21 protein-coding genes are annotated in these 22,370 nt (G+C 41.9%); 15 read left to right on the plus strand and 6 right to left on the minus strand.

From position 1 onward, the window contains the following. Window positions 1-51: 51 nt before the first annotated feature. Window positions 52-1,494, minus strand: a complete 1,443-nt coding sequence (gene glpT / locus CKV74_RS00805; RefSeq protein ID WP_007241762.1) for a glycerol-3-phosphate transporter — start codon at window positions 1,492-1,494, stop codon at window positions 52-54. A gap of 285 nt (window positions 1,495-1,779) precedes the next feature. Between glpT and glpA the strand changes: the two genes are divergently transcribed. Genes glpA through glpC form a run of 3 tightly spaced genes read left to right on the plus strand, consistent with a single transcriptional unit; the run spans window position 1,780 to window position 6,017 of the window. Beyond that, the gene (glpA, locus tag CKV74_RS00810) at window positions 1,780-3,471 is read left to right on the plus strand and encodes an anaerobic glycerol-3-phosphate dehydrogenase subunit A (protein WP_095176618.1); all 1,692 of its coding nucleotides are present in this window, start codon (window positions 1,780-1,782) and stop codon (window positions 3,469-3,471) included. Next, complete coding sequence (gene glpB / locus CKV74_RS00815) at window positions 3,461-4,741, plus strand: glycerol-3-phosphate dehydrogenase subunit GlpB (RefSeq protein ID WP_007241496.1); 1,281 nt, start codon at window positions 3,461-3,463, stop codon at window positions 4,739-4,741. Before glpA ends, glpB begins: the two co-directional genes overlap by 11 nt. A gap of 1 nt (window position 4,742) precedes the next feature. Next, window positions 4,743-6,017, plus strand: a complete 1,275-nt coding sequence (gene glpC, locus CKV74_RS00820) for an anaerobic glycerol-3-phosphate dehydrogenase subunit GlpC (RefSeq protein ID WP_007241592.1) — start codon at window positions 4,743-4,745, stop codon at window positions 6,015-6,017. Between the two features lie 126 nt (window positions 6,018-6,143). Here the strand turns inward: glpC and asnA are convergent, their stop codons facing one another. Next, window positions 6,144-7,136 carry an aspartate--ammonia ligase gene (gene asnA / locus CKV74_RS00825; protein ID WP_007241860.1) on the minus strand — a complete coding sequence of 331 codons (993 nt, stop codon included), beginning with the start codon at window positions 7,134-7,136 and terminating at the stop codon, window positions 6,144-6,146. 159 nt (window positions 7,137-7,295) lie between these two features. Between asnA and asnC the strand changes: the two genes are divergently transcribed. Further along, a complete protein-coding gene (gene asnC / locus CKV74_RS00830) occupies window positions 7,296-7,748 on the plus strand; it encodes a transcriptional regulator AsnC (RefSeq protein WP_095176619.1) in 453 nt (150 codons plus the stop codon). Between the two features lie 97 nt (window positions 7,749-7,845). On the opposite strand, the gene CKV74_RS00835 is transcribed toward asnC, so the two are convergent. From CKV74_RS00835 to epmA, 3 genes are all read right to left on the minus strand, one after another. Beyond that, on the minus strand, window positions 7,846-9,213 hold the full coding sequence (locus CKV74_RS00835; RefSeq protein WP_007241775.1) for an L-serine ammonia-lyase: 1,368 nt from the start codon (window positions 9,211-9,213) through the stop codon (window positions 7,846-7,848). Window positions 9,214-9,250: 37 nt separating this feature from the next. Then, complete coding sequence (locus CKV74_RS00840; protein WP_095176620.1) at window positions 9,251-10,492, minus strand: HAAAP family serine/threonine permease; 1,242 nt, start codon at window positions 10,490-10,492, stop codon at window positions 9,251-9,253. Window positions 10,493-10,892: 400 nt separating this feature from the next. Further along, a complete protein-coding gene (epmA, locus tag CKV74_RS00845; RefSeq protein WP_095176621.1) occupies window positions 10,893-11,864 on the minus strand; it encodes an elongation factor P--(R)-beta-lysine ligase in 972 nt (323 codons plus the stop codon). Window positions 11,865-12,127: 263 nt separating this feature from the next. Here epmA and frdA point away from each other — a divergent pair, with 263 nt between their 5' ends. Genes frdA through frdD form a run of 4 tightly spaced genes read left to right on the plus strand, consistent with a single transcriptional unit; the run spans window position 12,128 to window position 15,466 of the window. Next, window positions 12,128-13,927 (plus strand): fumarate reductase (quinol) flavoprotein subunit, encoded by a 1,800-nt coding sequence (gene frdA, locus CKV74_RS00850; RefSeq protein WP_039847729.1) that lies wholly within the window; start codon window positions 12,128-12,130, stop codon window positions 13,925-13,927. Beyond that, on the plus strand, window positions 13,920-14,690 hold the full coding sequence (locus CKV74_RS00855; RefSeq protein WP_007241553.1) for a succinate dehydrogenase/fumarate reductase iron-sulfur subunit: 771 nt from the start codon (window positions 13,920-13,922) through the stop codon (window positions 14,688-14,690). Before frdA ends, CKV74_RS00855 begins: the two co-directional genes overlap by 8 nt. Before the next feature lie 11 nt (window positions 14,691-14,701). Then, window positions 14,702-15,112, plus strand: coding sequence for a fumarate reductase subunit FrdC (frdC, locus tag CKV74_RS00860; protein WP_095176622.1), 411 nt, complete (start codon window positions 14,702-14,704; stop codon window positions 15,110-15,112). Between the two features lie 9 nt (window positions 15,113-15,121). Continuing rightward, complete coding sequence (frdD, locus tag CKV74_RS00865) at window positions 15,122-15,466, plus strand: fumarate reductase subunit FrdD (RefSeq protein WP_007241722.1); 345 nt, start codon at window positions 15,122-15,124, stop codon at window positions 15,464-15,466. 57 nt (window positions 15,467-15,523) lie between these two features. On the opposite strand, the gene ypfJ is transcribed toward frdD, so the two are convergent. After that, window positions 15,524-16,357 (minus strand): KPN_02809 family neutral zinc metallopeptidase, encoded by an 834-nt coding sequence (gene ypfJ / locus CKV74_RS00870; protein WP_039847750.1) that lies wholly within the window; start codon window positions 16,355-16,357, stop codon window positions 15,524-15,526. Between the two features lie 321 nt (window positions 16,358-16,678). Between ypfJ and lysM the strand changes: the two genes are divergently transcribed. The 7 genes from lysM to rplK all read left to right on the plus strand — a co-directional run bounded on the left by lysM (window position 16,679) and on the right by rplK (window position 22,368). Next, a complete protein-coding gene (gene lysM / locus CKV74_RS00875) occupies window positions 16,679-17,119 on the plus strand; it encodes a peptidoglycan-binding protein LysM (protein WP_007241589.1) in 441 nt (146 codons plus the stop codon). Window positions 17,120-17,330: 211 nt separating this feature from the next. After that, complete coding sequence (tig, locus tag CKV74_RS00880; protein WP_007241819.1) at window positions 17,331-18,629, plus strand: trigger factor; 1,299 nt, start codon at window positions 17,331-17,333, stop codon at window positions 18,627-18,629. 134 nt (window positions 18,630-18,763) lie between these two features. Further along, window positions 18,764-19,351, plus strand: coding sequence for an ATP-dependent Clp endopeptidase proteolytic subunit ClpP (gene clpP / locus CKV74_RS00885; RefSeq protein WP_007241571.1), 588 nt, complete (start codon window positions 18,764-18,766; stop codon window positions 19,349-19,351). A 4-nt stretch (window positions 19,352-19,355) separates the two neighbouring features. Next, the gene (clpX, locus tag CKV74_RS00890; RefSeq protein WP_007241758.1) at window positions 19,356-20,603 is read left to right on the plus strand and encodes an ATP-dependent protease ATP-binding subunit ClpX; all 1,248 of its coding nucleotides are present in this window, start codon (window positions 19,356-19,358) and stop codon (window positions 20,601-20,603) included. Window positions 20,604-20,711: 108 nt separating this feature from the next. Continuing rightward, window positions 20,712-21,128: a preprotein translocase subunit SecE gene (gene secE, locus CKV74_RS00895; protein ID WP_007241519.1), complete on the plus strand. Its 417-nt coding sequence runs from the start codon at window positions 20,712-20,714 to the stop codon at window positions 21,126-21,128. Window positions 21,129-21,130: 2 nt separating this feature from the next. After that, window positions 21,131-21,688 (plus strand): transcription termination/antitermination protein NusG, encoded by a 558-nt coding sequence (gene nusG, locus CKV74_RS00900; protein ID WP_164703776.1) that lies wholly within the window; start codon window positions 21,131-21,133, stop codon window positions 21,686-21,688. Between the two features lie 251 nt (window positions 21,689-21,939). After that, window positions 21,940-22,368 carry a 50S ribosomal protein L11 gene (gene rplK, locus CKV74_RS00905; protein ID WP_007241834.1) on the plus strand — a complete coding sequence of 143 codons (429 nt, stop codon included), beginning with the start codon at window positions 21,940-21,942 and terminating at the stop codon, window positions 22,366-22,368. Window positions 22,369-22,370 lie beyond the last annotated feature (2 nt).

Genomic DNA, 22,370 nt, shown 5'->3' on the forward strand with positions numbered 1-22,370 from the left:
TGCAATAAAAAAGGCGGCAAGCCTATAAGCCTGTCGCCTTTAACTCATTGATTATTTAGTACCGTAGGTATCACCTAATTTAGCTTTGTGTTTACCTTCTTCAATCATTACGTTGAAGAGTAATAACACTGCTAAGATACCACCGCCGATCATGACGTAGAAACCGCCATCCCAGCCGTAATGTTGTGCAGCCCAACCAATAACGGCAGAAGCTGAAACAGTACCACCTAAGTAACCGAATAAACCAGTGAAACCTGCTGCTGTACCAGCTGCTTTTTTCGGTGCAAGTTCAAGAGCATGCAAGCCGATTAACATTACTGGACCGTAGATTAAGAAGCCGATTAAGGTCATTAAGATGAAGTCAGTTAATTGATATGGGTTTTCATACCAAGCTGCATAGTTTGCAAGTTCTGCTTCTGGTGTAGCTGGGTTCATCCAGTATGCTGCTACTGCTGCAGTAGTTAAGATCATGAAGATGAAACCAGTTAAACCACGTTTACCTTTGAATACATGGTCAGACACCCAACCGCAAAGTAAGGTACCTGGAACCGCTGCTAATTCATAAATAGTATATGCCCATGCGGTACCTTTGATGTTGAAGTGTTTTACTTCACTTAAGTAAACCGGAGACCATTTTAATACGCCGTAGCGGATTAAGTATACGAATACGTTAGCAATCGCGATGTACCATAACAATTTGTTTTTCAATACATAAGTTACGAAGATTTCTTTTGTGCTTAAATCGTTTTCGTAAGTTTTTTCGTTATAGTCATCTGGGTAGTCATTACGCCATTTTTCGATTGATGGTAAACCACAAGATTGTGGAGTATCACGCATCACGAAGTAAACTGGAATTGCACAGATCATTGCCGCAATACCCGGATAGTAGAGGGATTGTTGCCAAATGTCTTTTGCTTGTGCTTCGATACCATGAGTGCTGAAGAAGACCGCACTTGCTAATAGCACCATTGCACCCGGCATCATACCACCGATGTTGTGTGCGGTATTCCAGATAGATACGATAGTACCGCGTTCTGATTTAGACCACCAGTGTACCATTGTACGACCACATGGAGGCCAACCCATACCTTGGAACCAACCATTTAAGAAGATCATTACCCACATGATGGCAATGCCTGAAGTTGCCCATGGGAATAAACCCATTAGGGTCATACAAAGACCCGAAAGCAATAAACCAAATGGTAAGAATACGCGAGGGTTCGAACGGTCAGACATACCGGCCATTACGAACTTAGATAAGCCATAGGCAAGACCGGCCGCTGAGCCAATAACACCTAGTTCCGCTTTTGTGTATAAGCCGGCTTGAATTAAACCGGGTTGTGCCAAGTCAAAGTTTGCACGCACAAAATAGTAAGCGGCATAACCAAAGAAGATCCCTGCAAACACTTGCCAACGTAAGCGTCTATACGTGGAATCAATTTTTTCCGCTGGTAGTTCCGCGATGTGCGGAGCGGGTTTAAATGGTCCAAACATAATTTTTCTCCAACATAATTATTATGGTTTCTCCTTTATTTACAATGAAAGGAGCAGGCGAGCATCATAGAAGAAAACATGAAATAGGAAAGTGTCATTATTGAAATATGTGAGTTTGCTCACAAAATTTTTTTCACACTTTGAGCGAATACGAAAATTTTGTGACAGATATCACAATTCAATTTTCTTTTTCGCTCAAAATGTTGTTAATTTGACCATTTCTCAATAGAATGCCCCTGCTTTAATTGTATCTATTTTTTCTTTTCTTTGTGGAATGGGGTAACTATGAGTTTATCGCCTCAAATGTATAAAGATGTAGGAGATTTCTCACCTATATCAACGGATGTGATTATCATCGGCGGCGGCGCAACCGGTGCGGGAATAGCCCGTGACTGTGCACTCCGTGGGATCAATTGCATACTATTGGAACGTCGAGATATCGCAACTGGGGCCACCGGCCGTAACCACGGTTTATTGCATAGTGGTGCACGTTATGCGGTAAACGACCAAGAATCAGCAGAAGAATGTATTAAAGAAAACCAAATTCTGCGTAAGATTGCACGTCACTGTGTGGATGAAACAGAAGGCTTATTTATCACCCTTCCGGAAGATTCCCTCGATTATCAAAAAACCTTCATTGAGAGCTGTACCAAATCAGGTATTGAAGCTGTTCCAATCGAGCCTGAACTGGCCAAAATTATGGAACCCTCCGTCAACCCTCATTTAGTTGGCGCAGTAGTTGTACCGGATGGCTCAATTGACCCATTCCGCTTAACTGCGTCCAATATGATGGATGCTACCGAAAACGGTGCCAAAATGTTTACTTATTGCGAAGTAAAAAATTTAATTCGCGAAGGTGGCAAAGTGATCGGTGTGGATGTTTACGATCACAAAAATCGTGTAAACCGTAAATTCTTTGCGCCATTAGTCGTCAATGCCGGTGGTATCTGGGGACAAGGCATCGCAGAATATGCGGATCTCAAAATTAAAATGTTCCCGGCAAAAGGCGCATTACTTGTCATGGGACACCGAATTAACAAATTAGTAATCAATCGTTGCCGTAAACCAGCGGATGCGGACATTCTCGTACCGGGTGATACTATTTGCGTTATCGGTACAACCTCTAGCCGTATTCCTTACGATCAAATTGACAATATGGAAGTCACTCCGGAAGAAGTGGATATCTTATTCCGCGAAGGGGAAAAATTGGCGCCAAGCTTACGCCATACCCGCGTATTACGTGCGTATGCCGGTGTTCGTCCATTAGTTGCGACCGATGATGACCCATCCGGCCGTAATGTGAGTCGTGGTATAGTGTTGCTTGACCACGCAGAACGTGATGGTTTGGACGGTTTTATTACCATTACTGGCGGTAAATTAATGACTTATCGCCTAATGGCCGAATGGGCAACCGATCTTGTGTGTAAAAAACTCAACAAGACAGCCCGTTGTACCACTGCTGATCGCCCATTACCGGGATCCACTGAAAGCCGGGCTGAAACCAATCAAAAAATTATTTCCTTACCAAGTACCATCCGCTACTCCGCCGTTTATCGTCATGGTGCACGCGCAACCCGATTATTGGACAAAGATCGTTTAGATCGCTCCATGGTTTGCGAATGTGAGGCAGTCACTGCCGGAGAAGTACGCTATGCGGTAGATGAACTCAGTGTTAACAACCTAGTCGATTTACGCCGCCGCACTCGGGTTGGTATGGGAACCTGTCAAGCTGAGTTATGTGCATGTCGCGCAGCCGGATTAATGCACCGTTTTAATGTAGCAGACGCCCGTCAGGCTACGACCCAACTCAACTCATTTATGGAAGAACGTTGGCGCGGTATTGAGCCAATTGCTTGGGGAGACGCGATCCGCGAAGCGGAATTCACTTCTTGGATTTACGGTAGCCTATTAGGGCTAAATGATGTACCAGCATTAGCAAACGAAAAACAACAAGGGACGGATAGCAATGAATTTTGATGTAGTGATTATTGGCGGCGGATTAGCCGGCCTTACCTGCGGGATCGCTTTACAGCAAAGTGGCAAACGCTGTGCCATCATCAATAATGGTCAAGCCGCTATTGATTTCGCTTCCGGTTCTTTCGATTTATTAAGCCGTTTACCGGATGGGCATGCAGTATCCGATTTAGCTGATGGACTAGCTCAATTAGCGCAACAGCTCCCAAACCACCCTTACAGTATTCTTGGTGCATCAACTGTGTTAGCCAAAGCTGAAGAGTTTAGCCGTTTGAGCGAACAATTAAATTTAGATTTAGTCGGTTCAAACCAACAAAACCATTGGCGGGTTACTGCACTTGGTAGCTTACGTGGCGCCTGGTTATCGCCAAATAGTGTACCAACAACCAACCAAGATACGGCATTCCCTTACCATAAAATTACGGTATTAGGTATTGAGGGATATCACGATTTCCAACCGGAATTATTGGCCGCAAATTTGGTATTAAATTCACAATTTGCCCACTGCGAAATCACTTCCGATTTCTTGAAAATTCCGGAATTAGATCAATTACGCGCCAACTCCCGTGAGTTCCGTAGCGTAAATATCGCTCAGGTATTGGAATATAAATTAAATTTCGCCGACTTAGTTGAAGAAGTCAAAACTGCTGCTAAAGGGGCTGATGCTGTTTTCCTGCCGGCTTGTTTCGGTTTAGAAAACCAAGAGTTCATGAATTCCCTTTGCAAAGCTACCGGTTTGCCATTATTTGAATTGCCAACACTACCGCCTTCATTACTCGGTATGCGTCAACGTATTCAATTACGTCGTCAGTTTGAGCAATTAGGCGGACTAATGATGAATGGGGATAGCGCAGTTAAAGCCCACTTCTCAGGCAATCAGGTACGTGCCATCGAAACCCGCATCCATGAGAAAGAAGAAATCACCGCAGATGCTTTTGTCTTAGCCTCTGGTAGTTTCTTCAGTAAAGGTTTGGTTTCGGAATTCGATAAAATCTTTGAACCGGTATTCTACAGCGATATTCAAGGAGATCAGGGATTTAATCCAACCGATCGCTTTAGTTGGACAAATTCCCGTTTTTCAAATCCACAACCATATCAAAGCGCTGGCGTGATTATTAATGAACAATGTCAGGTACAAAAAGATGGTGAGTTCTTAAGCAACCTCTACGCCATTGGTAACGTCATCGGCGGATTTAATGCCTTAGAATTAGGTTGTGGTTCCGGCGTGGCCGTAGTCAGTGCGCTAACGGTAGCTGAGCAAATTAGGGGGTAACATGAATATTCAACAACTTATTGAAAATGCCAAACAATCCCTTAATGCACCACAGCATCACCACGCATTTGATGAAAGTTTTGAAAATTGCATTAAATGTACTGCTTGTACTGCAGTTTGTCCGGTATCTCGCAATAACCCGGCTTATCCAGGACCTAAACAATCAGGTCCGGATGGCGAACGTTTACGTTTAAAATCCGCAGAGTTGTATGACGAAGCCCTCAAATACTGTACCAACTGTAAACGTTGTGAAATTGCCTGCCCGTCTGATGTGAAAATCGGTGACATTATTGTGCGCGCAAGAAATAAACATATTCCACAGCAGCACAAAACAATGTCGCAAAAATTACGTGATGCGATTTTAAGTAATACCGATATTATGGGTTCTCTCAACACACCACTTGCACCGATTGTGAACACTATCACCGGGTTAAGCGCAACTAAATTCGTGTTGGAGAAAACCTTAAAAATCAGTCGCCATCGCACTTTGCCAAAATACTCTTTCGGTACATTCCGCAATTGGTATATGAAGAAAATGTTGGCAAGCCAACAAAAATTCGAACGCAAAGTGGCTTACTATCACGGCTGCTATGTGAACTATAACAACCCGCAATTAGGTAAAGAATTCATCCAGGTATTCAATGCCATGGATATCGGCGTAGTGTTATTGGAAAAAGAAAAATGCTGCGGCCTACCCTTAAGCGTAAACCAATTCCCAGAACGTGCGAAAAAAATCGCACAGTTCAACACCGATTACATCGGTAAAATGGTGGATGAAAACGGCTTGGATGTGATTAGTGAAGCCTCGAGTTGTGCCTTAAATTTACGTGATGAATATCATCATATTTTAGGCATCGACAACGCCAAGGTTCGCCCACATATTCATATGGTAACCCCATTTTTATATCAACTCTTTAAAGAGGGCAAAACCTTACCGCTTAAACCATTAAAATTGCGTGTAGCCTACCACACCGCTTGTCACGTGGAAAAAGCCGGTTGGGCGCCATACACCTTGGAAGTATTAAAACAAATTCCAGGATTGGAAGTAGTTATGTTACCGTCACAATGTTGTGGTATTGCCGGTACCTATGGCTTTAAAGCAGAAAACTACGAGGTTTCCCAATCCATCGGTAAAAACTTATTCGATAACATCAATGAAGGTGGATTCGATTATGTGATTTCCGAATGCCAAACCTGTAAATGGCAGATCGATATGTCCTCTAAGGTGACCTGTATTCACCCTCTCACACTCTTGTGCATGTCGATGAATCAATAAAACGCCCCTGCGAAAATAAAAGTTTTTGCAAAATTCAACCCTAAGTCATTGATTTTATTAGGGTTGAATAAAAAAAACAAAAAAGCGGACATTTTGTCCGCTTTTCTTTTCGCAATCGTAAATGGATTAAAGAATATGTTGATATTGTTCTAACATTTCTTTTGGCCATACACTTGATTGCACTTCACCAATGTGTTTTTTGTGAAGTAAAAGCATTGCCATACGAGATTGACCGATACCACCACCGATGGTGAGAGGTAATTTGCCGTTTAATAAATCTTGGTGCCAATCCATTTTTAAGCGATCTTCATCACCGGTTAAACCAACTTGTAAACGTAATGCGGATTCATCCACACGAATACCCATTGAAGAAAGCTCAAACGCTTTACCTAACTCAGCGTTCCACACCAAAATATCGCCGTTTAAGCCTTTGTAGCCGTTTTCAGATTCAGTTGTCCAGTCATCGTAGTCCGGTGCACGACCATCATGAGGTTTACCATCGGATAATTTGCCACCAATACCGATTAAGAATACGGCGCCATATTCTTTACAAATCGCGTTTTCACGCTCTTTGCTTGAAAGATCCGGGTAGCGTTTCACTAAATCTTCACTATGTACGAAAGTGATTTCTTTTGGCAAGCTTGATGGAATGTCAAAGCGAGCTTCTACCGCTAATTCAGTTAAGCGGATTGCACGATAAATGGAACGTACAGTTTCTTTTAAATAAGCAAAGTTACGACGACCTTCAGGAATCACTTTTTCCCAGTCCCATTGGTCCACATAAACAGAGTGAGTTTGATCCAATGAATCTTCATCCGGACGTAATGCTTTCATGTGAACAAATAAGCCTTCACCTTCTTTGAAGTGGAAACGAGCAAGAGTGTGACGTTTCCATTTTGCTAAGGAGTGAACCACTTCATAAACCGCATTTGGGATACATTTCACATTTACTTGAACAGCTTTCTCAATGCCTGATAAGTTATCTTGCATACCATTACCTACTTGGCTAAGAATCGGGCCTTGCACTTCGATGATGCCAAGTTGTTCAATCAGGTTTTGAGTAAAGGTGTTCTTCACAAAGCTAATTTCCTGTTGTTGCAAAATAAACGTCTTTTTCATTGTTTTATCCTTGTTTCTTCTAATAAGGGATTAAATTTCTTGAGCATTATTTAATGAAATCACAAATTTACCCAAGTATTTTATTTACTTTATTTTAAACATTGAATATCATTCATTTTAACCAGTATTTTTTAGACAAGATCTAACGGAGGCGATTTTATGCACAATATTGATGCACTGGATCAGCAAATTTTACGTGTTTTAACTAAAGATGCCCGCACACCTTATGCAGAAATGGCGAAAAGTTTCGGCGTGAGTCCCGGCACTATCCACGTACGGGTAGAAAAAATGCGCCAATCAGGCATTATTGAAGGTACAAAAGCCATTATTAATGAACGCAAACTCGGCTATGACGTGTGTTGTTTTATTGGCATCATCCTAAAAAGTGCTAAGGATTATGATAAAGTGATCAAACAGTTAGAGGCGTTTGATGAAGTGGTAGAAGCCTATTACACCACTGGCAACTATTCGATTTTTATTAAAGTGATGACCCATACCATCGCCGAATTGCACTCTGTATTAGCAACTAAAATCCAGCTTATTGACGAAATCCAATCAACGGAAACCTTAATTTCCATGCAAAATCCAATTTTGCGGGATATTAAGCCATAAAAAAACGCGGTCTGCTTTTTTGGGGTTTAGTCTAAAATCGATGCTAAGTCATTGATTTTATTAGACCTCTATTGCAAACCGCATTTTTACTTAGCAATTAGTCACATATCACTTTAACCGCAAGACCACCGGTGGAGGTTTCGCGATATTTCGCATTCATGTCTTTACCGGTTTCATACATGGTTTCAATGACCTTATCCAAGCTAACTCGTGGATTAGAAGTACGACGCAATGCCATACGGCTAGCGTTAATCGCCTTCACCGCCGCAATTGCATTACGCTCAATACAAGGCACCTGCACCTGCCCACCAACGGGATCGCAAGTCAATCCTAAATTGTGCTCCATGGCGATTTCTGCGGCATTACACACTTGCAATGGCGTACCACCTAAAATTTCCGCTAATCCGGCAGCGGCCATCGAGCAAGCCACCCCGACTTCGCCTTGACAACCAACTTCCGCACCGGAGATGGAAGCATTCATTTTGTACAAGGAACCAATAATTCCTGCCGTTAATAAATAACGTCCTACAATTTCCGCTGATAGTGGCGCAATAAATTTACCATAATAGGACAAGACGGCAGGAATAATGCCGCAAGCACCATTAGTCGGTGCGGTAACAACTCGTCCTCCGGCCGCATTCTCTTCATTCACCGCCAAGGCATACATGTTAACCCAATCAATGACTTGCATTGGATCGTTAGTCAGATTGCTATTGGCATTTAGTAAACGATAAAGGGTTGCTGCACGACGCGGTACCTTCAATGGCCCAGGTAAGATACCTTCTGTACGGACACCATGCTTAATACAGGCTTCCATGGTTTCCCACACTTTCGCTAAATGCTCTTCCACCGCGGGACGACCATGCAATGCCAACTCATTTTCCCACATAATAGTGGAAATCATTTTACCGGTGTCATTGCAATGCTTCAGAATATCTTCTGCCGTTTGATAAGGATAAGGCACCTCTTCCTGTGTTTCTTGCTGTTGATTGAAATGGGCTTCATCCACAATAAAGCCGCCACCAATTGAATAATAGGTTTGTTGGTAAAGCACTTGATGCGATTCATCTAATGCGGTAATGCGCATTCCATTCTCGTGTAGCGATAAGAAAGAACTGTGAAAGATCATATTGTTGTCAAAATCAAATTTGACCGTTTTTGCTCCTTTATCAATAGCTAAACGACCGCTCGTCCGTAATTCTTCAATAAACTTCGGAATGAGATCGATATCCACATCATGTGGTAAATACCCCGCCAATCCCATAATAATGGCGGTATCGGTGGCGTGGCCATGGCCGGTCATCGATAACGAACCATACACATCCACCACAATTTCTGCGGTTGTAGCAAAACAGCCCTGCGCATGCAGATCATCAATAAACTGCTTGCCCGCTTTCATCGGCCCAACCGTATGAGAGCTGGATGGACCGATGCCGATTTTAAACATATCGAAAACGCTTATCATAACTTTCCTATAATTTCATAATGCCTTTTAAAAAAGGTCAGAATAATAATCCATATAAGAGTGCAGAGATAGCAATTAATCCCATCACCACCACAAATATATTGCTAAAGCGTCCTTGATAACGAGCCATTGCCGGCACTTTGCGAATCGCATACATTGGCATGATGAACAAAATCATTGCAATGATTGGGCCACCAAGAGATTCGATCAAACCTAAAATGCTCGGATTAATGATTGCTACACCCCATAGCGTAATTAGGAAGAATACCGCAGCATAGATATTCAATTTTCTACGATTAACCTGTTTACCACTCAATTTAATGTATAAGCCTTCCAAACCTTCACGAGCCCCCAGGTAATGGCCAAAGAAGGAACTAGTAATTGCAAAGAATGCCACCGCAGGACCAAAGTAAGTGATTACCGGATTATCAAATTTATTCGCCAAGAACGATAAAATCGGAATATTTTGCTCTTTCGCAGCCATTAATTCTGCTGGAGTTAAAGTCAAAACACAGCTAAATACAAAGAGCATCACGAAAGCCAATAACATTGTCGATGCGCCTTTTTCGGTACGGCCAATATGATATTCTGTTTTTTCAAATTCCTGATATTCACGTTGCTGGGAAAGAGTAAAAGAAGAAATCGCCGGTGAATGGTTAAAGGAGAATACCAACACAGGGATCGTCAACCATAAGGTCACAAAAAAACCTTGTACTGTTGGCAATTCTTGTACGATTGCGAGATTCCAGTTTGGAATGAGGTAGATTGAAAGGCCCAATAAAATCAAGACTAATGGATAAACCAACCACTCGGTAATTTTTAACATCACGCGTTCATTGAATAACATTACTGAAATCAGTGCAGCAATTAAAACTAAAGACAATACGGCGCGATTCGGTTCCGCAAAGTGTAATTGGTTCACAATAAAGGAATTCACTGTATTGGTAATGCCATTACCATAAATCAGCAAAATTGGAAAAATCGCAAAGAAATAAAGTAATGTGATCAATTTCCCTGCTGTTTTACCAAAATGCTCTTCGACTACTTCGGTAATATCGCTACCTGGTTTTTTAGATGAAAGCACAAAATACGCCAAAGCACGGTGGGCAAAATAAGTCATAGGCCCAACGATCACGGCCATAAATACTAACGGCCAAAAGCCGCCCATTCCGGCGGTAATCGGTAAAAACAAGATGCCTGCGCCTACCGCGGTGCCAAACAAATTGATAACCCAGGCAAAATCAAATTTATTCCATCTTGCACGATACGAATGATGCATAAATCACCTCAGATAAAAGTTAAAAAATAAAAATCTTTCCTATGGAAGTAGCTTCCGTTTAAATGGATGCGCATCATAAGGAATCCTCGTTTGAGCACAATGCGCGATACATAGGAATGTGATCTATTTAACACTTTTGGGTGACTTAATTACCGAAAACAGTATCTAGATCAAATGATTCAAAAAAAGCCTCTGAAATTAAATAAATTCAAAAGCATCTGTGCAATTTTTGGCAAAAAAACAACTTTCAAATCATTATCAATAAAATCAATGAGTTACATTGTATTTTTGGGAGAACTTATGTTTTCTAAGGGGCGTTTGGTGGAACAATAAAAAACGAATTTATGAAACAAAAAAGGCATGCTAAATGCATGCCTCTATTTTGTAGTATCAACACTAATTACGCATTTTCAATCCCGAAGGAAATGACTTGGCTAATATCATTCAACCCCAATGCCAGCATAATCAGTCTATCCAGTCCCAAAGCTACGCCTGAGGTATTCGGAATACCGGCTTGTAAAGCAGCTAAAAAACGATGATCAATAGCACGGGTTGGCAAGCCATTTTTCTCACGTAACCGATTGTCCAATTCAAAACGGCGTTGTTGCTCGGCGGCATCCGTCAATTCGTGGAAACCATTCGCCAATTCCAGCCCCTGATAATAGAATTCAAAACGCTCAGCCACCCGGTAATCCTCCGGGCTGAGCTGGGCTAATGCCGCTTGCGAAGAAGGGAAATGATAAACCGCCACCGGTGCCTCACGCCCGATTTGCGGCTCAATCACGCTAGAAAATAGGAATTGCAATAAGGTATCGCGATCTTCATCGTCATCGGCAATAAATTGATGTTTGCGCGCGACTTCGATTAATTCGGCTCGGCTTGCAGAAAGCGGATCTAAGCCTAAATATTCTTGAAAAACAAATTGATAACTTAGGCTTTCAGCCGGTTTGCAATCTAAAATTTGTTGCAATAAGTCATCCACTTCATTAATCAAGCGATACATATCGAAATGCGGCCGATACCATTCCAACATCGTAAATTCAGGATTATGGCGAGAACCGGCTTCTTCGTTGCGGAACACTTTGCAAATTTGAAAAATCGGTCCACTCCCGGCAGCCAACAAGCGCTTCATATGATATTCAGGGCTGGTGGAAAGCCACAGCGTTTTTGATTTTGCATCGAAAGGAGCAATAAATTCGGTACTAAAAGTGGAAAGATGTAAGTCAGTAACACCAAACTCACTTAAGGTTGGTGTCTCAACTTCCAATAAACCGCGCTCACTAAAAAAACGACGGATTTCATTCAATATTTTGGCTCGAGCCAACAAGGTTTCGATGCTGGCGGAGGGCATCCATTGGGAGGATTTGGTCATCTTTAAGATTCTTTTCAATTTAGGTGTCGGCATTGTAAACGAGCATATTCGACAACTCAATCAATGAATTTGAAGAACCTAAAAATGAGAACCTTTTTCATTAAGTGTAACATTTTTTTAACTTTTTTGAGGTAGATCACAAAATGACAAGTTTCCTTTTGTAAAGCCTAAAAAAGGTTATTCAAGCCCACTCAAAAATGGCAGAATGGGCCGGTTCCCCCTATTCGGGGTATTTTTCTACTTTATATTGATTGGAGGATATCGTGCAAACGGTTAATGTCGATATTGCGATTGTTGGTGCCGGTGGTGGCGGATTACGTGCAGCCATTGCAGCCGCAGAAGCAAACCCAAACCTCAAGGTTGCTTTGGTTTCCAAAGTTTATCCAATGCGTAGCCATACGGTTGCAGCAGAAGGCGGTGCTGCCGCAGTTATTAAAGAAGAAGATTCTTACGATAAACACTTCCACGATACCGTTGCCGGTGGTGACTGGTTATGTGAACAAGACGTTGTGGAATATTTTGTTGAACATTCCCCGGTTGAAATGACCCAATTAGAACGTTGGGGTTGCCCTTGGAGTCGTAAAACAGATGGCGATGTTAACGTACGTCGTTTCGGTGGGATGAAAATCGAACGGACTTGGTTTGCTGCCGATAAAACCGGTTTCCACCTGTTACATACCCTTTTCCAAACATCTATTCAATATCCACAAATCATCCGTTTTGATGAGCATTTCGTGCTTGATATCTTAGTTGATGATGGCCATGCTCGCGGTATGGTTGCCATGAATATGATGGAAGGCACACTTGTGCAAATCAACGCAAATGCAGTCGTTATCGCAACCGGTGGTGGTTGTCGTGCATTTAAATTCAACACCAACGGTGGCATTGTAACCGGCGACGGTTTATCTATGGCTTATCGTCACGGTGTCCCACTGCGTGATATGGAATTTGTTCAATATCACCCTACCGGCTTACCGAACACCGGTATTTTAATGACCGAAGGTTGTCGTGGTGAAGGCGGTATTTTAGTGAATAAAGACGGCTACCGTTATCTACAAGATTACGGTTTGGGACCGGAAACCCCAATCGGTAAACCACAAAACAAATATATGGAATTAGGTCCTCGCGATAAAGTTTCACAAGCCTTCTGGCAAGAATGGAAAAAAGGTAACACATTAAAAACTGCTAAAGGTGTTGATGTGGTGCATTTGGATCTTCGCCACCTTGGTGAAAAATATCTGCATGAGCGTCTACCGTTTATTTGTGAATTGGCTAGCGCTTATGAAGGCGTTAATCCTGTGGAACAACCGATTCCAGTACGTCCAGTAGTACACTACACCATGGGCGGTATCGAAGTTGATTACAATAGTGAAACCCGCGTGAAAGGTTTATTTGCAGTAGGCGAATGTGCCTCTTCCGGTTTACATGGTGCAAATCGTTTAGGTTCCAACTCCTTAGCTGAATTAGTTGTGCTTGGCCGTGTAGCCGGTGAATATGCAGCGCAACGCGCAGTTGAAAACCACGCGGTAAATCAAGCGGCTGTTGATGCTCAGGCCAAAGATGTTGTTGCTCGCTTAGAGGCATTGCATAAACAAGAAGGCAATGAATCCTGGTCGGTCATCCGTGATGAAATGGGTACCGTAATGGAAGAAGGTTGTGGTATTTATCGTGACCAAGAAAGTATGCAAAAAGCAGTGGATAAAATCGCCGAATTAAAAGAACGTTATAAACGAATTCGAGTTGCCGATAACTCCAGCGTGTTTAATACCGATGTACTATATACCGTAGAACTTGGTTATATTCTTGACGTAGCCCAAGCAATTGCTAACTCCGCTATTGAACGTAAAGAGTCCCGTGGTGCCCATCAACGTCTGGATTACACAGAACGTGATGATGTGAATTACTTAAAACACACCTTGGCTTACTACAATGAAAACGGCTCACCGCGCATTGAATATAGCCCAGTGAAAATCACCAAATCCCAACCTGCAAAACGTGTTTATGGTGCAGAAGCAGAAGCTGCCGAAGCTGCTGCAAAAGCTAAGGAGAATGCAAATGGCTAATTCCCCGGTAATGAATGTTGAAATCTTGCGTTACAATCCTGAGGTTGATCAAGAGCCGCATCTTACGGCTTACCAAGTGCCTTATGACAATCAAACCTCATTATTGGATGCGTTAGGTTATATCAAAGATAAATTAGAGCCATCTCTCTCCTATCGTTGGTCATGCCGTATGGCAATCTGCGGTTCTTGTGGGATGATGGTAAACAATAAACCTAAATTGGCCTGTAAAACCTTTTTACGTGATTACAGTGGCTATATGCGTATTGAGCCGCTTGCTAATTTCCCAATTGAACGCGATTTAGTCGTTGATTTAAGCCACTTTATCGAAAGTTTAGAGGCAATTAAACCTTATATCATTGGCAACGAAGCTCCGGCATTAGATGGCAAACCTCACCCATCCAAAGAGTTACAAGTTAGCCGTACCAAACAAACTCCGGCACAACTTGAAAAATATCGTCAATTCTCGATGTGTATCAACTGTGGTTTATGCTATGCCGCTTGTCCACAATTTGGTCTAAATCCGGAATTTATCGGTCCGGCAGCCATCACAATGGCGCACCGTTATAATCTGGATAACCGCGATCATGGTAAACAATCACGGATGCCGATTCTTAACGGTAAAAATGGGGTTTGGTCTTGTACCTTTGTAGGTTATTGCTCTGAAGTTTGTCCTAAACACGTGGATCCAGCTGCAGCTATTAACCAAGGCAAAGTGGAAAGTGCCAAAGATTATGTCATCTCAATGCTCAAACCAAAAGGTTAAGGGGAAAGGATATGTCAGTAACTGTGAGTAAACGTAAAAAATACACACGCCCGGTCACCTCAACCTGGTGGAATAAATTGGATTTCTACAAAGCCTATATGCTTCGTGAAGCCACTTCTATTTTTGCTGTTTGGTTTTGCATCGTATTACTTTATGGCGTGTTGTGCCTCGCTAGTAATCCAATGCCGGGCATGGGCATTTTCGACTTCATCGGTTTCCTAAAAAATCCGATTGTAGTCTTCCTTAATATCATTACTTTAGTGGCAACCTTATACCACACCGTCACTTACTTCCTGATGACACCAAAAGTAATGAACATCATTGTAAAAAATGAACGTCTACCGCACTATGTAGTACGCAATCTACTTTGGGCGGTTACTGCCTTAGTCAGCGTTGTGGCGTTAGTATTGGCTTATATCTAGGGGGAAAGCATGGTTGATCAAAATCCAAAACGTTCCGGTGAACCACCGGTCTGGTTGATGTTCGGTGCCGGCGGTACGGTAAGTGCCATTTTCTTCCCGGTTGTCATTTTAATTATCGGTTTATTATTGCCTTTCGGTTTGGTCGATCCGGCCAACCTGGTCATTTTTGCCTATTCTTGGATTGGTAAAATCGTATTGTTAGTACTCACCATTTTCCCAATGTGGTGTGGCCTACACCGTATTCATCACGGTATGCACGATTTAAAAATCCATGTTCCGGCTGGCGGTTTTATTTTCTACGGTTTAGCGACGATTTATACCGTTTGGGTATTATTCGCAGTGTTAAGTCTATAAATCAGCTATGAATTAACCGATAAAAAACGCACCCTTGGGTGCGTTTTTTTACTTTGTTTAATCATTATTAAAAGTATCACATCGTGCAGGATCACCACTTTGTAACCCTTTTCTAAACCAGCTCAAACGTTGTGCCGAAGTACCATGCGTAAAACTATCCGGCACCACATAACCCTGGCTGCGTTTTTGCAAACGATCATCACCTACGGCTTCCGCTGCTTTAAAGGCTTTTTCCTCATCGCCTAGTTCAAATAATCCACTCTTCACCGCACTCCTTGCCCAAACACCGGCAAAGCAGTCTGCTTGTAATTCTAATTTAACTGAAAGCTGATTAGCCGTTTTGCTGTCAGATTTCTGCCGTAATCGATTTACCTGTGGCAAAATACCTAACAGATTCTGCACATGATGACCAACTTCGTGAGCAATCACATAAGCAAACGCCGAATCCCCCGCTGCGCCCAATTTATTTTTCATTTCCTGATAAAAAGACAAATCCAAATAAACCTGATTGTCATTCGGGCAATAAAATGGCCCCATTGCAGCCTGTCCGGTACCACAAGCTGTGGAAGTATAACCGCTATAAAGCACTAAGGTTGGATTGGCATAACGTTTACCCATTCTCTGAAAATACCCTTGCCAACTGTCCTCTGTGCTAGCCAACACAGTACGGGAAAGATCCTCTAAGTGAATTTCCTCGCTTGAGCTTTGTCTGCTTTCTGTGGGTTGATTTAAACCGCCAACATCCACTAAACCGGTTAAATCGACACCATAATAGGCTCCGACCAATACAATAATCAGTCCGATAATACCGCCTTTTCCGCCGCCAAAATTACCTCCGCTGCCACGTCGGTCATCAACATTATCACTCCGGCGATGTCCCTCTAAACGCATAATTACCTCGTAGTATTCAATTGAGGGGCGCATTCTATCAAAATCCGTTGGGATTTCCTCAAACAATTCAACACTCATTCCTAAAAAGAACTAACCCATTGATTTTAGTAGTGTTATAAACGCCTCTCCGATTTTAAAAGTTTTGCAAAAACAGCACATAAGTCATTGATTTTATTATAATTGATTTCAAATTCACAATTTTGCATTTTTTTCGTGCTGAATGTTGAACTATTTGCCGTTTTACCTGACCAAAAGTCGCCGTTGTCAAATGATAAAACGTCACGGCAGAAATTATTTTCAACCAACAAAAAGGAACAAATTATGGGTTTATTCGATTTTGTCAGCGATATCGGTAAAAAAGTATTTTCTAAAGAAGAAGATGCATCAAAAGCCGTCACCGACCACATCAATGCCGACAATCCAGGGATTGAAAATCTTAATGTGAGCGTACAAAACGGTACTGCAACCATTCATGGCGTAGCTTCGACTGCTGCTGCGTTAGAAAAAGCCGTTCTCATGGCTGGCAACATCCAAGGTATCAGCAATGTAACCATTAATGCCGATATCGGTAACGGGGAATCCTTGGCGGGTGACGATGCCTTTTATGTTATTCAAAAAGGTGACACCCTTTGGAAAATTGCCGAAACCCACTACGGTAATGGTGCCAAATATACTGCAATCGTAGATGCCAACAGAGAAGTTATCAAAGATGCGGATAAGATCTTCCCTGGTCAAAAAATCCGTTTACCAAAATCGCTTTAATCATTAACAAAATATGAAAGTGCAGCCTTAGAGCTGCACTTTTTTATGTGCGATATTGCCGATAAAATACCCAAAACCGACTGAATGTCGGGGATTTTTGCGGTTTCTATCGACTGTTCGATTTTCTTTCGCTATAATTCGGCGGTTTTTTATTTCTTAACAACGTGTTCGGTGTGGTTTTTACCGAGTGCAACATTAATTGAGGTTACAAATGTCATTAAATATTGAAACAACTCAAGGTTTAGAGCGTCGTGTGACGATCACCGTTCCGGCTGAAACCGTAGAAAAAGCGATCCGTGAAGAATTCAAACGCGCAGCTAAAAATGTGCGCGTAGACGGTTTCCGTAAAGGCCACGTTCCGGCTCACATTATTGAACAACGTTTTGGCGCATCTATCCGTCAAGATGTACTAAATGATCTATTACCTCGTCATTTCTTTGACGCGGTTATTGCAGAAAAAATCAACATTGCAGGTCGTCCGACTTTTGCAATCGAAACCTTTGAAGCTGGTAAAGATTTAGCTTTCACTGCAACTTTTGAAGTATATCCAGAAGTGGAATTAAAAGGTTTAGAAAACATTAAAGTTGAAAAACCAACCGTAGAAATCAACGAAACCGATGTCGACAATATGATCGATGTATTACGTAAACAACAAGCTACTTGGGCTGAAAGCAACGATGCAGCGAAAGCGGATTCCCGTGTAACTATCGATTTCGTCGGTTCTGTTGACGGTGAAGAATTCGATGGTGGCAAAGCTTCCGACTTCGTATTATTCATGGGCCAAGGTCGTATGATTCCAGGATTCGAAGATGGCATCGTTGGTCACAAAGCAGGCGAACAATTCGATATCAATGTGACTTTCCCAGCGGAATATCATGCTGAAAACTTAAAAGGTAAAGACGCGAAATTTGCGATCACCTTGAAAAAAGTAGAAGAAATGGAATTACCGGAACTTACCGATGAATTCGTTGCTAAATTTGGTCCTAACACCAAAACTGTTGCCGATTTACGTGCAGAAATCCGTAAAAACATGGAACGTGAATTAAAAAATGCATTGGTTTCCCGCGTTAAACAACAAGTGATCAATGGCTTAATCGAACAAAACCCTATTGATGTTCCAGCTTCAGCGATTGAAGAGGAAATCAATGTGTTACGTAACCAAGCTGCACAACGTTTTGGTGGTAATGCACAACAAGCAGCACAATTACCACGTGAATTATTTGAAGCTGATGCAAAACGTCGCGTGCAAGTCGGTTTATTGTTCTCTGAAGTGATCAAATCAAACGAATTAAAAGTTGATGATGAACGCGCGAAAGCAATGATTGCCGATATCGCATCAGCTTATGAACAACCGGCTGAAGTGATCGAATACTACAGCAAAAACGAAGAATTGATGAACAATATTCGTAATGTAGTGTTGGAAGAACAAGCCGTTGATGCAGTATTAGCAAAAGCGCAAGTTACTGAAAAACCATCTAGCTTCAATGAAATTATGAATCCACAAGCATAATTTTTTCACTTTACGCATAGAAATGCGGTTGATTTTTTAAAGTTTCGAAAACTGCAAAAAATCACCGCATTTTTGTTTTTAGCGTATTTCGGATAGAATATGCGCGTTTTTTTATACTGAATTTCGAGGAACAAATGAGTGTAATTCCTATGGTCGTCGAGCAAACCTCCCGCGGTGAGCGCTCTTACGATATTTATTCGCGTCTATTAAAAGAACGCGTTATCTTTTTAAGCGGCGAAGTTGAAGACCACATGGCCAACCTAATTGTGGCACAACTGCTTTTCTTAGAATCTGAAGATCCCGATAAAGATATTAATATCTACATCAATTCGCCTGGTGGCTCTGTTACAGCGGGAATGGCAATCTACGACACCATGCAATTTATCAAGCCCGATGTGCGAACATTGTGTATTGGTCAAGCTTGCTCAATGGGGGCATTTTTATTAGCCGGGGGGACTGCAGGCAAACGCGCGGCATTACCTAATGCCCGTGTGATGATTCACCAACCATTGGGTGGTTTCCGCGGACAAGCCTCGGATATTCAAATTCATGCACAAGAAATCTTAAAGATCAAGCAAACCTTAAATGATCGTTTAGCATTCCATACCGGGCAAAGCATCGAACGCATTGAAAAAGACACCGACCGAGATAATTTTATGTCGGCACAAGAAGCCAAAGATTACGGTCTCGTTGATGCTGTTTTGCTAAAACGTGAAGGATAAAATCATGACAACTGAAGATAAAGATAAAAACCTCCACTGCTCTTTTTGTGGCAAACCTAAAAATGAAGTGAATAAACTCATCGCTGGTACCGAAGGATATATTTGTAACGAATGTATCGATCTGTGCCATGGAATGCTGCTTAATGAATCAGATAGCGTTAGTAGCCCAGAAAAAGCAGCGGAAAATGAACCTTTACCAACCCCTCATCAGATCCGTCAACATCTAGATGATTATGTTATCGGTCAGGACTATGCCAAAAAGGTATTGTCCGTTGCGGTCTATAATCATTACAAAAGATTGCGTTCAAACCATCAAACCAATGATGTGGAATTAGGCAAAAGCAATATTTTACTTATTGGCCCTACCGGTAGTGGTAAAACCCTACTTGCCCAAACCTTGGCTCGTCGCCTGAACGTACCTTTTGCTATGGCTGATGCAACAACATTAACCGAGGCCGGCTACGTAGGCGAAGATGTAGAAAATGTCTTGCAAAAACTGCTGCAAAATAGTGAATACGACGTCAAGAAAGCTGAACAAGGTATTATTTACATTGATGAAATCGATAAGATCAGCCGCAAATCTGAAAGCGCCTCCATCACGCGAGATGTTTCTGGTGAAGGCGTACAACAAGCCTTGTTAAAACTGATCGAAGGGACTATTTCTAATATTCCGCCACAAGGAGGAAGAAAACACCCGCAGCAGGAAATGACTCAATTAGATACTTCCAAGATCCTATTTATTTGCGGCGGCGCGTTTGCCGGCTTGGATAAAATCATAGCCAAACGAAGCCAAAACCATACCGGTATCGGTTTTGATGCAAAAGTAGAAAAAGAGTCAGAAAAAGCCTCTCTTTCCGAACTATTCCGTCAAGTTGAACCGGGTGATTTAATGAAATTCGGTTTAATCCCCGAGTTTATCGGTCGTTTACCAATGATTGCACCGTTAAGCGAATTGGATGAAGCGGCATTAATCAGCATTCTTACCCAACCCAAAAACGCCTTGGTAAAACAATATCAAGCGTTATTCGGTTTAGAGAATGTGGAATTAGAATTTACCACAGATGCATTACAAGCCATTGCTGAAAAAGCATTGCAGCGAAAAACTGGGGCTCGAGGTCTACGTTCCATCGTTGAGGCGATTCTGTTGGATACAATGTACGATTTACCATCCATTGAAAATCTACGGAAAGTCATCGTCACTAAGGAAACGGTTACCGAGGATCAAAAACCGCTTTTAGAATATAAAAATTAACCTCTGTCGCGATTGTTTTACCGATTTTCCATAGGAAAAGCCAAAAGAAAATGATACAATCGCGGCTCTTTTACTATTGACTATTTTATTTAATAAACGGATTCCATCATGGCAACTGAAATTGTTGAGAAAAAGAAAAACGCTGCCGAACCTTCTTTTGAAGGAAAATCTAAAAAATTAAACATCTTCTTGTGGGTTTTGGTTGTTATCTTTTTTACAGCCGCCGCAGTCGGTAATATTTATTTCGAAAAACGTTTTTCATTACCGATTCGCGTAATCGGCGTTACTGTCGCAGTCCTTATCGCGTTAGGTTTAGCGGCGATCACTAATCAAGGAAACAAATTCCTTACTTTCTTTAAAGAAGCGAAAGTAGAAGCACGTAAAGTCGTTTGGCCTAATCGTCAAGAAGCCCGTCAAACTACCTTAATCGTGGTTGCGGTAACTGTAATTACCTCACTTTTCTTCTGGGCTATCGATTCAATTATCGTGTCCGTAATTAATTTTTTAACTGATTTGAGATTCTAATAATGACTGAAACAACCGTATCGAAAAAACGCTGGTATGTGTTACAGGCATTCTCCGGTTTTGAAGGCCGTGTTGCTGCTACTTTGCGTGAATACATCAAACAATACCAAATGGAAGATCAGTTTGGCGAAGTGTTAGTACCGACCGAAGAAGTAGTTGAGAATGTCGCAGGTAAACGTCGCAAAAGCGAACGTAAATTCTTCCCGGGTTATGTGTTAGTAGAAATGGAAATGAATGACGACACATGGCACTTGGTAAAAAGTATTCCACGCGTAATGGGCTTTATCGGTGGAACACCAGATAAACCGGCACCGATTTCTAAACGCGAAGCGGATATGATTTTAAATCGTTTAGAACAAACCTCCGATAAGCCACGCCATCGTAATGAATATCATCCTGGTGAGGAAATTCGCGTAACTGAAGGACCGTTTGCCGACTTCAATGGTACCGTGGAAGAAGTTGATTACGAAAAAGGCCGCTTAAAAGTATCCGTATCTATCTTTGGTCGAGCAACTCCAGTTGAATTGGAATTTAGCCAAGTAGAAAAACAAAACGGTTAATCCCATTATAGGAAAAAGAGGAGAAATCATTTTCTCCTCTTTTTTTTGTGCATATCATTAAAGAGTAATGATTAACCATCGTAAAACAACATAAACTGACTAAAAACGCTTGAAAAATGTGCGAGTTTTTTATAAAATCCGCGCTCTCAATGTGGGCCATTTATTGGCTCACATTTTTGTGTAGCACATCGTGCTTTTTATCATCGGGGAGCTAGTAATAGCGCTATCACCCACTTAGAGGAAACTTAAAAATGGCAAAAAAAGTCCAAGCATACGTTAAGTTGCAAGTTGCAGCTGGTATGGCTAACCCATCACCGCCAGTTGGTCCTGCATTAGGTCAACAAGGTGTGAACATCATGGAATTCTGTAAAGCATTCAACGCTCGTACTGAGAGCTTAGAGAAAGGTTTACCAATTCCAGTTGTTATCACTGTATATGCAGACCGTTCATTCACTTTCATCACTAAAACTCCACCGGCAGCTGTATTATTGAAAAAAGCCGCAGGTATCAAATCTGGTTCCGGTAAACCGAACAAAGATAAAGTGGGTAAAGTGACTTTAGATCAAATCCGTCAAATCGCTGAAACTAAAGCAGCAGATATGACTGGTGCGACTATCGAAACTAAAATGAAATCAATTGCTGGTACTGCTCGCTCTATGGGCTTAGTGGTGGAGGAATAATA

The sequence above is a fragment of the Haemophilus pittmaniae genome, assembly GCF_900186995.1.
GTDB lineage: Bacteria > Pseudomonadota > Gammaproteobacteria > Enterobacterales > Pasteurellaceae > Haemophilus_D > Haemophilus_D pittmaniae.

Bases quoted from the DNA above. Each gene is read 5' to 3' on its own strand.
- glpT (WP_007241762.1), bottom strand. From the start codon at position 1,494: ATGTTTGGACCATTTAAACCCGCTCCGCACATCGCGGAACTACCAGCG.
- glpA (WP_095176618.1), top strand. From the start codon at position 1,780: ATGAGTTTATCGCCTCAAATGTATAAAGATGTAGGAGATTTCTCACCT.
- glpB (WP_007241496.1), top strand. From the start codon at position 3,461: ATGAATTTTGATGTAGTGATTATTGGCGGCGGATTAGCCGGCCTTACC.
- glpC (WP_007241592.1), top strand. From the start codon at position 4,743: ATGAATATTCAACAACTTATTGAAAATGCCAAACAATCCCTTAATGCA.
- asnA (WP_007241860.1), bottom strand. From the start codon at position 7,136: ATGAAAAAGACGTTTATTTTGCAACAACAGGAAATTAGCTTTGTGAAG.
- asnC (WP_095176619.1), top strand. From the start codon at position 7,296: ATGCACAATATTGATGCACTGGATCAGCAAATTTTACGTGTTTTAACT.
- CKV74_RS00835 (WP_007241775.1), bottom strand. From the start codon at position 9,213: ATGATAAGCGTTTTCGATATGTTTAAAATCGGCATCGGTCCATCCAGC.
- CKV74_RS00840 (WP_095176620.1), bottom strand. From the start codon at position 10,492: ATGCATCATTCGTATCGTGCAAGATGGAATAAATTTGATTTTGCCTGG.
- epmA (WP_095176621.1), bottom strand. From the start codon at position 11,864: ATGACCAAATCCTCCCAATGGATGCCCTCCGCCAGCATCGAAACCTTG.
- CKV74_RS00855 (WP_007241553.1), top strand. From the start codon at position 13,920: ATGGCTAATTCCCCGGTAATGAATGTTGAAATCTTGCGTTACAATCCT.
- frdC (WP_095176622.1), top strand. From the start codon at position 14,702: ATGTCAGTAACTGTGAGTAAACGTAAAAAATACACACGCCCGGTCACC.
- frdD (WP_007241722.1), top strand. From the start codon at position 15,122: ATGGTTGATCAAAATCCAAAACGTTCCGGTGAACCACCGGTCTGGTTG.
- ypfJ (WP_039847750.1), bottom strand. From the start codon at position 16,357: ATGCGTTTAGAGGGACATCGCCGGAGTGATAATGTTGATGACCGACGT.
- lysM (WP_007241589.1), top strand. From the start codon at position 16,679: ATGGGTTTATTCGATTTTGTCAGCGATATCGGTAAAAAAGTATTTTCT.
- tig (WP_007241819.1), top strand. From the start codon at position 17,331: ATGTCATTAAATATTGAAACAACTCAAGGTTTAGAGCGTCGTGTGACG.
- clpP (WP_007241571.1), top strand. From the start codon at position 18,764: ATGAGTGTAATTCCTATGGTCGTCGAGCAAACCTCCCGCGGTGAGCGC.
- clpX (WP_007241758.1), top strand. From the start codon at position 19,356: ATGACAACTGAAGATAAAGATAAAAACCTCCACTGCTCTTTTTGTGGC.
- secE (WP_007241519.1), top strand. From the start codon at position 20,712: ATGGCAACTGAAATTGTTGAGAAAAAGAAAAACGCTGCCGAACCTTCT.
- nusG (WP_164703776.1), top strand. From the start codon at position 21,131: ATGACTGAAACAACCGTATCGAAAAAACGCTGGTATGTGTTACAGGCA.
- rplK (WP_007241834.1), top strand. From the start codon at position 21,940: ATGGCAAAAAAAGTCCAAGCATACGTTAAGTTGCAAGTTGCAGCTGGT.